This is a genomic window from Nocardia farcinica, assembly GCF_029867845.1.
Classification (GTDB): Bacteria; Actinomycetota; Actinomycetes; order Mycobacteriales; family Mycobacteriaceae; genus Nocardia; species Nocardia farcinica_A.
Window position 1 is genome coordinate 1 of record NZ_JARWRU010000510.1, and the last position, 3544, is coordinate 3544.

General features: G+C 70.3%; 1 protein-coding gene. It reads left to right on the top strand.

Going from position 1 to position 3544, the window contains the following annotated elements; all coding sequences use genetic code 11:
- Positions 1 to 286 precede the first annotated feature (286 nt).
- Complete coding sequence (gene uvrA / locus QH283_RS11130; protein ID WP_280502933.1) at positions 287 to 3415, top strand: excinuclease ABC subunit UvrA; 3129 nt, start codon at positions 287 to 289, stop codon at positions 3413 to 3415.
- The last annotated feature ends 129 nt before the right edge of the window (positions 3416 to 3544 follow it).

Genomic DNA, 3544 nt, shown 5'->3' on the forward strand with positions numbered 1-3544 from the left:
CTACCGGGGCCGCGTCCCCGGACGCCGTCGCCGCAGGTCGAGCCGATGCTGCCGAGATTCCCGACGACGAGCCCGGCGGCGTGGGACCGGATGCCGCGGGGTGCGATTGAGCCACCGGACAAACGTATCCCGACCGCCCGCCGCCCGCAGCGCCGCGGGGGTCGTCGAGGGGCCCGCTGTGATGTGCCTCCTCGATCCGGCGAACTTGTCGGTGGGCGCGCCTAGCATGGCGAGCGGGGGTCATGTCTGTTCATTCGCTGTACCCGATCGAGAAGGGACTCACCTGGTGGCGGATCGCCTCACCGTGCGCGGAGCGCGGGAGCACAACTTGAAAGGGGTCGACCTCGATCTGCCCCGCGACAGTCTGATCGTGTTCACCGGTCTGTCCGGCTCGGGCAAGTCGAGTCTGGCCTTCGACACCATCTTCGCCGAGGGCCAGCGCCGCTACGTCGAGTCGCTCTCGGCCTACGCCCGCCAGTTCCTCGGCCAGATGGACAAGCCCGACGTCGACTTCATCGAGGGCCTCTCGCCCGCGGTCTCCATCGACCAGAAGTCCACCAACCGCAACCCGCGATCGACCGTCGGCACCATCACCGAGGTCTACGACTACCTGCGCCTGCTGTACGCCCGCGCGGGCACCCCGCACTGCCCGGTCTGCGGCGAGCTGATCGCCAAGCAGACCCCGCAGCAGATCGTCGACCAGGTGCTCGCCATGCCCGAGGGCACCCGCTTCCAGGTGCTGGCGCCGGTGGTGCGCACCCGCAAGGGCGAGTTCGTCGACCTGTTCGACCAGCTCAACACCCAGGGCTATTCGCGTGTGCGGGTCGACGGCGTGGTGTATCCGCTCACCGACCCACCCAAGCTGAAGAAGCAGGAGAAGCACGACGTCGAGGTCGTCATCGACCGTCTCACCGTCAAGGCCTCCGCCAAGCAGCGCCTCACCGACTCCATCGAGACGGCGCTGCGGCTGGCCGACGGCATCGTCGTGCTCGACTTCGTCGACCGTGACGAGCACGCCCACGATCGGGAGCGCCGCTTCTCCGAACGCCTGGCCTGCCCCAACGGCCACCCGCTCGACATCGAGGATCTCGAGCCGCGCTCGTTCTCCTTCAACTCGCCCTACGGCGCCTGCCCCGACTGCACCGGCCTGGGCATCCGCAAGGAGGTCGACCCCGACCTGGTGGTGCCCGATCCCGACCTGAGCCTGGCCGAGGGCGCCATCGCGCCGTGGTCGCGCGGGCAGACCGCCGAGTACTTCAACCGGCTGCTGTCGGGCCTGGCCGAGGCCATCGGCTTCTCCATGGACACCCCGTGGCGGCAGTTGCCGCTCAAGGCCCGCAAGGCGGTGCTCGAGGGCAGCTCCGACCAGGTGCACGTCTCCTACACCAACCGCTACGGCCGCAAGCGCTCCTACTACGCCGACTTCGAAGGCGTCATGCCCTTCCTGCACCGGCGTATGGAGAGCACCGAGTCCGAGCAGATGAAGGAGCACTACGAGGGGTACATGCGCGATGTGCCCTGTCCGGTCTGCCGGGGCGCGCGGCTGCGCCCGGAGATCCTGGCGGTCACCCTGGCCGCCGGCGGGGAGAAGAAGTCCATCGCCGAGGTCAGCGAGCTGTCCATCGGCGACTGTTCGGACTTCCTCAACCGGCTGACCCTCGGCGAGCGCGAGAGCGCCATCGCGGGCCAGGTGCTCAAGGAGGTGCAGGCGCGGCTGGGCTTCCTGCTCGATGTCGGCCTGGAGTATCTCTCGCTCTCGCGTGCCGCGGCCACCCTCTCCGGCGGCGAGGCCCAGCGCATCCGGTTGGCCACCCAGATCGGCTCCGGCCTGGTCGGCGTGCTCTACGTGCTCGACGAGCCGTCCATCGGCCTGCACCAGCGCGACAACCAGCGGCTGATCGAGACGCTGACCCGGCTCAAGAACCTCGGCAACACCCTGATCGTGGTCGAGCACGACGAGGACACCATCCGCGCCTCGGACTGGGTGGTCGACATCGGCCCGCTGGCGGGTGAGCACGGCGGTCGCGTGGTGCACAGCGGTCCCTACAAGGATCTGCTGACCAACGGCGAGTCGCTGACCGGCGCCTATCTGTCGGGCAAGCAGGCCATCGAGGTGCCGCTGGTGCGCAGGCCGGTCGACAGGTCGCGTCGGCTCACCGTGGTCGGCGCCACCGAGCACAACCTGAAGAACATCGACGTGTCCTTCCCGCTCGGCGTGCTGACCTCGGTCACCGGTGTGTCGGGCTCCGGCAAGTCCACCCTGGTCAACGACATCCTCGCCACGGTGCTGGCCAACAAGCTCAACGGCGCCCGCCAGGTGCCGGGCAGGCACACCCGCGTCAACGGCCTCGACCATTTGGACAAGCTGGTGCGGGTCGACCAGTCGCCGATCGGGCGTACCCCGCGCTCCAACGCGGCCACCTACACCGGCGTGTTCGACAAGATCCGCACGCTGTTCGCGGCCACCACCGAGGCCAAGGTGCGCGGCTACCAGCCGGGCCGGTTCTCCTTCAACGTCAAGGGCGGCCGCTGCGAGGCCTGCTCGGGCGACGGCACGTTGAAGATCGAGATGAACTTCCTGCCCGACGTCTACGTCCCGTGCGAGGTCTGTCACGGCGCGCGCTACAACCGCGAGACCCTCGAGGTGCACTACAAGGGCAAGACCATCGCCGAGGTGCTCGACATGCCCATCGAGGAGGCGGCGGAGTTCTTCGAGCCGGTCACCTCGATCCACCGCTATCTGGAGACGCTGGTCGACGTGGGCCTCGGTTACGTCCGCCTCGGCCAACCCGCACCCACCCTCTCCGGCGGTGAGGCCCAGCGCGTGAAGCTGGCCGCCGAGTTGCAGAAGCGCTCGGCCGGCCGCACCGTCTACATCCTCGACGAGCCGACCACCGGCCTGCACTTCGAGGACATCCGCAAGCTGCTCATGGTCATCAACGGCCTGGTCGACAAGGGCAACACCGTGATCGTCATCGAGCACAACCTCGATGTCATCAAGACCTCCGACTGGGTCGTCGACATGGGCCCCGAGGGTGGCTCGGGCGGCGGCACCGTCGTCGCGCAGGGCACACCGGAGGATGTCGCGGCCACGCCGGGCAGCTACACCGGCCGGTTCCTCGCCGAGGTGCTCGCGCAGTCGGCCGCCGTGCGCACCGATCGTTCCGCGCCCGCAGCGAAGAAGGCCGCCGGGGCGAAGAAGGCGGCTGTGAAGTCCGGTGCCGCGGCGAAGTCCGGTGCCGCTGCGAAGTCGGGCGCCGCGGCGAAGCGTGCCGGCTCGGGCAGGAGCACGGCGGGGAAGGCGGCCGCCGAGTCGTCGGCGAGTCCGGCGGCTCCGGCGAAGGCCGCGAAGAAGCCACCCGCCGAGAACGCCGCCGCCAAGCGCGCGGCCAGGAAGGCGGCCGCCCTCCGCTGACTCGGCCACGCGGCCGTTCCGCCGCGTGGGGGGGGGGCGGGGGGGCGGCGGAGTGGGGGGGCCGGCCGGGGGTGGTGGGGGGGGGGGGGGCCGCGCGGGGGGGGGGCGCGCCGGCGCCGGGGGGGGAGG